The sequence below is a fragment of the Microcystis sp. LE19-195.1E genome, from assembly GCF_027532095.1.
Lineage (GTDB): Bacteria > Cyanobacteriota > Cyanobacteriia > Cyanobacteriales > Microcystaceae > Microcystis > Microcystis aeruginosa.
In genome coordinates this window covers 1-6,875 of sequence record NZ_JAPZSZ010000248.1, presented here as the reverse complement: position 1 = coordinate 6,875, position 6,875 = coordinate 1, and the positions used below count along the sequence as shown (strand labels likewise).

Here is a 6,875-nt window from a genome sequence, read left to right as displayed (position 1 = left end):
CAATGGGATTGCAAATTTCATGTCACGAGTCTTCAGGCTTTTGACGTGATAGTACACCCAAAGTTGCCCCAAAAATCCCCCTTTAAAATGTTCTTTAAATCCCTAAAAGGCTTGCTATGTCTAAAACTGAGAATTGCTGGTTGCTAGTAGAGGCAAGATGTTGCCCAAGAATCTCCGCCCTAAAAGTGCGGAGATTGTCAATCCCCTGACGGGGGCTTCTAGCGGAACATTGCGCGGAGGGAACTGGAGAGTTGATTGGCTGCCCGTGCGGCCACCAATCCCGAAAGGGCGGCGACCACCACTGTGGCAAGGCAGGTTAGCTGGGCTGCCCCCGGGCCACCCACCCCCAGTACCATCGCCATGGCGGTCAGAGGTAGGCGATAGCCGCCAGCAATACCGGCCGCTGCCCCCGCCGCCCCCGCCAGATCCCCCGAAATCTCAAAGGTGGTGGCGAACACCCGGCCACTGAGGTCGCCGATCGCCAGAAAAGGGACAAACACGCCGCCACAGCCCCCGGCTAAAACGGCAGCGGTGGTGGCCGCGGCCCGGAGCAGAGCTACCGCTAACAGATGGTAAGGAGTTGTTTTAATGTTTTCGGCCCAGACGATAGCGGCTCCCCCCGGCCCAAAAGCCGCTGCGGGGGTCGCCACCTGTCCGATCACGATCGCCAAGAATAGCATCACCAGGCCACCGATCAGAAGACGCGTGGCGGGCCTGTCCCGCAAGCCTCTGGCCCAGTAGATCGCCTCACCGGTGAGGGCTGTAATCGTGCCGGCGATCACTCCGATCAACAAAGTGACACCCACCGCATCCCAGAAGTCAGTCGGGGCAACCTGCGGCACGACCAGCCGGATCAGTTGCAGCTTAAAGGCAGCGTTGACTCCCCATCCCACCAGTCCCCCAGCTAACATCGCCGCTGCCCGCTCCGGGGTGATCGGAACCTGGCGTCGCTGACTCAACTCAAACATAAAAAAGCTGCCCACCAGCGGGATTCCCATCAGAGCAGAAACACTGGCCGCACCGCCACCGATGGCCAGGGGCCGCACCAGTTGACCTAGGGCTGGATTTATGCTACCCAACCAGGTTCCTGTTGCCACGCCAATATGAGCTGCCGGTGATTCTGTTCCCATGGGCGCACCCAGTCCAACGGTGGAGAGGATGGCCAGGGCGCGCAAGGGGGCTAGATTCCAAGGGAACCGCTCTTCCGCACCGGATGCGTTCACCACGTCACCGGTCAGGTCGGCGCGAGCAATGTCATGGGGGAAGGAGTACCAGTCCATGAGAGAACCCCAGCGGCCAGAGGAAGTCGCCCCCCGGGGAGCTAAGGTCTGCACGGGTTGCCCCCTACCCAGTCCAAACAGGACTAGCACTGCTAAGGTAACGCCCACCAGAGGCAGCAGCAGTCGCCAAACGCTATCCAGTCTAGAGGCAATATCGAGGGTTTGCTTAATTGCCTCAGTCAGCAGTACCGCAGCCAGAGAGCCGATCAAACCGCCGAGCAGGCCGCCAACAGCCCATGGGCCTACCCTGGTTAACAGAAGTTGTAGTTTGTTATTTAGCATCGTGCCAAGAAAGGTGAACTTTTATCGTTCCTATAGCAAGTCCATTGGAGTGGTCAAGCAAAACACCCTGAAAGTCTTTACTCTATAGTTAGTAAAAGTATAGTCAAATATAAACAGACTGAATTCCATTTGAGAAATTCCCTTCACTTTTACTTCGAGAGATTAATTCTCCTTGGCTGAACTACGCACCTCTCTATCCCATAGCTGAACGGATTTGGGAATCCTTTTCTTAGGATGTTGTCACTTGAAACCACTACTCAACGGATTTAGTATAAGTTAACATTTCAATTAGACGTTTATAAGGAATAACGACAAACTTTTGGGTGTTAGCTTTGCCTATGTTAGCCTTCTGTTTCCAGCCGTCATTTTTGCCAATAACTAAAGCAGATTGAGGGTGTGTTAGTCAAAATTAACACACCATTAATTTTATTTTTAAGTCAGAACTGTCCCAATTATGGGATAGATGTTTTAATTTCTTGCATAATCATCAACCTAAAAAGATTTAATTGTGTTCAAAGATTCGGTAACGTGAGCTTTAAAATCTAACATAGAATCGAAAATATGTCTGACGATTCCCTCTTGATCAATGATATAGGTAACTCGTCCGGGGAGGACGAATAAGGTAGAGGGAACACCGAATAATTTACGGACTCGGTTATCGCTATCACTTAAAAGGGTGAAGGGAAGATTATATTTTTGGGCAAATTGTTGATGAGATTGGGGACTATCGGCACTAATACCAATAACTTCCGCACCCGCATCGGTAAACACTTCGTAACTATCGCGGAAAGCGCAGGATTCTGCGGTACAACCCGGAGTGTCATCTTTGGGATAGAAATAAATTACCAGGGATTTTTTACCGATTAAATCGCTGACATTAACCGTTGCCCCTGTTTGGGAAGGGAGAGAAAAATTGGGAACTCGATCGCCTACTTTTATAGCTGCCATAAGATTAATTAATGAATAGATAATCGTGGATAGGGTGATACTTTAACATTTTAACCTTTTTTGGTCTTTTGTTTAGCCCGTTTAGCAGCAGCTTTGGCCGCTTTTTCTGCTTCAATGCGTTTTTGTTCGGCTTTTTGTTTTTCTTCGTCTAGTTTTTCTAGATAATAGTGATAATCTCCTGCGTAGGCAATTAATTCGCCCTCCCGAATCTCGACAATTTTGTTAGCTACCTGGGAGATAAAATAACGATCATGGGAAACAATTAAAACCGTGCCTTCATAAACTTTTAAAGCTGATTCTAACATTTCCTTGGCGGGAATATCGAGGTGATTAGTGGGTTCATCGAGAATTAATAAGTTAGCAGGAGCAAGTAACATCTTGGCTAAGGCAAGACGCGCTTTTTCGCCACCACTCAAAGATTCTACTTTTTTTAATACCGTTTCCCCACTGAATAAAAATCGCCCTAAAAGACTGCGAACTTCCACATCTTTCCAATCGGGAACTTCATCATGAATGGTATTTAAAACAGTTTTAGTTAGGTCTAAAGCTTCCGCTTGGTTCTGCTCAAAATAACTAGGAATAACGTTATGTTTACCGATTTCGATCGAGCCTTCTGTGGGAGCTTCTAACCCAACAATTAAACGTAAAAGCGTGGATTTTCCTGCACCATTTGGGCCTAAAAACGCCACTCGATCGCCCCTTTCTATTTCCAGATTTGCTCCCAAAAAGAGAATTTTATCATCGTAAATGTGAACAATATTTTTAATATTTACCACTTCTCGACCACTACGCACTGCCGGAGGAAACTGAAATTTTAAGGTACGCACATCGGCAATTGGTGCTTCAATTTTTTCTACCTTTTCTAATTGTTTTTCCCGGCTTTTTGCTTGGGTACTGCGGGTGGCACTGGCCCGGAACCGATCAACGAAAGCTTGCTGTTTTTCTAGTTCTTTTTGTTGACGTTCGTAGGCACTTAACTGAGCGGATTGTTGTTCGTATTTTTGCTGTAGGTAGGCAGAATAATTACCTAAATAAGTGGTAGAAACTCCCCTTTCAGTTTCGACAATTTTGGTACAGAGACGATCGAGAAATTCCCTGTCGTGGGAAACTATGACCATGGGAGTGGTTAAATCCTTGAGGAATTTTTCTAACCATTCAATGGTTTCTAAGTCTAAATGGTTAGTCGGTTCATCGAGGAGTAAAATATCGGGAGTTTGCAGGAGAATTTTACCTAAACTCATCCGCATTTGCCAACCACCACTAAAGGAACTTACCAAGCGATCGCCGTCATCGCTAGTAAAGCCCATTTCTGGTAAAATTTTCTCGATGCGCGCTTCTAATCCGTAACCATCTAACGCTTCAAATTGTCTTTGTAGGCGATCCAATTGATGAATTAAGCGATCTAATTCCTCGGGATCAGCTTTTTCCATGCGCTGGGGAATTTCTATTAGTTGATGGTGGACTTGATTCGCTTCTTGAAACACCGTCCAAAATTCCTCCCGTACCGTCCGACGGGGATCCACTTCAAATTCTTGGGTAAGATAGCCGATATGGAGACTGGTAGGACGGATGATCTCTCCGGCGGTGGGTTCCACTTCCCCCATAATAATTTTCAGCTGGGTGGATTTTCCGGCCCCATTGACTCCCACCAACCCGATGCGATCGCCAGTTTTTACTTCCCAAGTGACATCTTTTAACACTTCTCCCGTCGGGTAAATCTTACTAATTCTCTCTAGTCGTAGCATCGCTGATTTTTCTCCAGTCCTAGGCAGTTGAGGCAGTCCGCCTCTATTGTAACATTTAGTTAAGCTTTATCTGGTCTTTGTCAAGTTTTCTCGATTGAGCCACCCGACAGTATTTTTGATCTGAAAGAGATAATAATGTTTAATCCCTACCCCATAAAAAAAGAAACGGCTAGTTTAATCACCAGAGATGGAATTAGTTTAGTTGCCGATATTTATCGTCCCGATAGTAGGGAATCTTTGCCCATTTTACTAATGCGACAACCCTACGGAAAAGCGATCGCTTCTACGGTGGTTTATGCCCATCCTAGCTGGTATGCACGTCAGGGTTATATTGTGGTAATTCAGGATGTCCGGGGACGGGGAAACTCGACGGGAAATTTTAATTTATTTGCCCATGAAATTAGCGACGGATTAGAAACCATTGAATGGGTTTTAACTATTCCTAATAATACGGGTGTGGTGGGAATGTATGGTTTTTCCTATCAGGGAATGACTCAATTATACGCCGCTACTAATGGTCATGATGCTTTAAAAACTATTTGCCCAGCAATGATCGCTCACGATTTATATCGAGATTGGGGCTATGAAAATGAAGCATTTAATTTACAATATAATCTCGCTTGGGCAATACAATTAGCGGCGGAAACAGCTAGATTAAAAGGGGACGAAACTGCCTATCAAAAACTCTGGGTAGCTTCCCGAAATTTACCCCTTTTTGATCCTATTGCTGCCTCTCCCCAAATTCTGCAAGATTTAGCTGCTGATTCTTTTTATCACGATTGGATTACTCGTTATCTTCCCGATGACTATTGGCAAAATTTATCACCGCAAAACCTGTTAAAAAATATCGATTTACCGATGTTACATATCGGGGGTTGGTTCGATCCTCATCTCCGGGGAACTTTGAGTTTATACCAAGAAATGCAAGCGCGTTCTATCTATCCCCAACAGCTAATTATTGGTGCTTGGACTCATCTACCCTGGGGGAGAAAAGTAGGAGAGATAGATTATGGTCAACAGGCAATTAGTCCCGTGGATAAAATGCAGCTGCAATGGTTTGATTATTTCTTAAAAGGTCAGGAAACGGAGTTATTAAAAAATCCTCCTATGTATCTATTTCAAATGGGGTCTAATCAATGGCAATATCTGGAGCAGTTTCCCAGAGAAAATCAGCAAATTTATTATCTTGCTAGTCAAGGTTTAGCCAATCTGCGCGAGGATGAGGGGAAATTAAGCGCGATTTTGTTGGAACCGGCGATCGAGGATACCATCGTTCACGATCCTTGGCGACCGGTCCCATCTTTAGGAGGTCATAGCACCCTACCGGGGGGAATATTCGACCGCACCATGCTAGACTGTCGCAGTGATGTGATTACCTACACTTCTCCCCCCCTAGGGAAAGATTTAACGATTTTGGGCAGTCCCCGTCTGGATTGTTATTGTCAAGCAGATGCGGTTAGTTTCGATATCTGCGCGGTGGTTTCTCAAGTTACCCCCGATGGTCGGGTTTTTAATATCACTCAGGGTTATAAACGGGTAAATAATCCCGAATCGCCCCTAAATATTGCCATGCAAGCCACTTTTATCACTATTCCTCAAGGTCATAGCTTGCGTTTAAGTCTGAGTGCCTCTTGCTTTCCTGCACATCCCGTCAATGCGGGGACGGGCAGCTATCCCCACGCGAGTCGGGCGATCGATTTTTCTATTATCACAATTAAGGTTTTTTGTCAAGGAAATTTTCCGGCAAAATTGCTATTACCTTTAGTCGGGGAAAGCTAAACCGCTGCGGGGATCGCGAATGTATAAACCTAACACCAGGGAGGAGATAACCGTATCCCAGACGGGGGTGAATTTTTCCGCATCATCGACCCAATAATCCATAGTAATTAAACATTGAACCCCGGAACCAATACCCACGGCAATGCGCGAATAAGCTGGCCGATTTTCTTGGGGGTCGATGAATTGAATTTGTCCCCAAACAATGCGTACGGTTTGGCGTTTTTCTTGGATAACTTCGCCGATTTCGTGAGGATTGCGGCTATCTTCACGAGCTAGTTTTTTGACCATTCCTTTCAGGGGCAATTCTTTCCAATCTCCGGGGGGAAGTAGATTATAGGAAACCTCTAAACGACAATCATCATCGGGGGGTTTTCTATCTAAAAAACGAAAGGAATTATCATCGGGTTCAAAATGCCAATCCTGAGGAACTTCAAAGCGCACTGCACCGCGACCAGCTACAAAAATACTGTTACCCGGACTAGATTTCCAGTTATGATCTGGATTTAAATCGAGGGTTTCTTTGATCCATTGCAGATTGTGTTTTTTGGATTTAGCCATAGGGATAATCCTGCGGTAAGAATCGGACTATAGCTGTCATTATACAGGCTTTTTCCTGGGAATTAAATAGGGTGCATCTCACTTTTGTAAATCTACTATGTAAAACGTAGGGTGCGTTACTAACGCACCACCTATCATCAACTAAGTAGGGTTTGCTGAATAATGGTAAAAACCTTACAGGAAAGGGCTTTTAGCTTGATTGAGAGCTTCCCAAATGCACTTAAATCTGCTAGAATCTCTTAAAACCCTTGCATCACCCTTGCATCACCCTTGCATCTTCTCT

5 protein-coding genes are annotated in these 6,875 nt (G+C 45.9%); 1 reads left to right on the top strand and 4 read right to left on the bottom strand.

Translation table 11 applies throughout. The features are described from left to right. Positions 1-218 precede the first annotated feature (218 nt). The 3 genes from O9300_RS13785 to O9300_RS13775 form a co-directional block, all read right to left on the bottom strand. Positions 219-1,562, bottom strand: coding sequence for a chloride channel protein (locus O9300_RS13785; protein WP_287972217.1), 1,344 nt, complete (start codon positions 1,560-1,562; stop codon positions 219-221). A 492-nt stretch (positions 1,563-2,054) separates the two neighbouring features. Continuing rightward, positions 2,055-2,510, bottom strand: a complete 456-nt coding sequence (locus O9300_RS13780; protein WP_002760875.1) for a peroxiredoxin — start codon at positions 2,508-2,510, stop codon at positions 2,055-2,057. A 50-nt stretch (positions 2,511-2,560) separates the two neighbouring features. Next, positions 2,561-4,255 carry an ABC-F family ATP-binding cassette domain-containing protein gene (locus O9300_RS13775; protein WP_287972214.1) on the bottom strand — a complete coding sequence of 565 codons (1,695 nt, stop codon included), beginning with the start codon at positions 4,253-4,255 and terminating at the stop codon, positions 2,561-2,563. A 135-nt stretch (positions 4,256-4,390) separates the two neighbouring features. On the opposite strand from O9300_RS13775, the gene O9300_RS13770 reads away from it, so the two are divergent. Then, the gene (locus O9300_RS13770) at positions 4,391-6,034 is read left to right on the top strand and encodes a CocE/NonD family hydrolase (protein ID WP_287972212.1); all 1,644 of its coding nucleotides are present in this window, start codon (positions 4,391-4,393) and stop codon (positions 6,032-6,034) included. Here O9300_RS13770 and O9300_RS13765 read toward each other — a convergent pair. After that, on the bottom strand, positions 6,017-6,592 hold the full coding sequence (locus O9300_RS13765) for an Alr1449 family protein (RefSeq protein WP_287972210.1): 576 nt from the start codon (positions 6,590-6,592) through the stop codon (positions 6,017-6,019). The two genes, O9300_RS13770 and O9300_RS13765, sit on opposite strands and share 18 nt — an antisense overlap. Positions 6,593-6,875 lie beyond the last annotated feature (283 nt).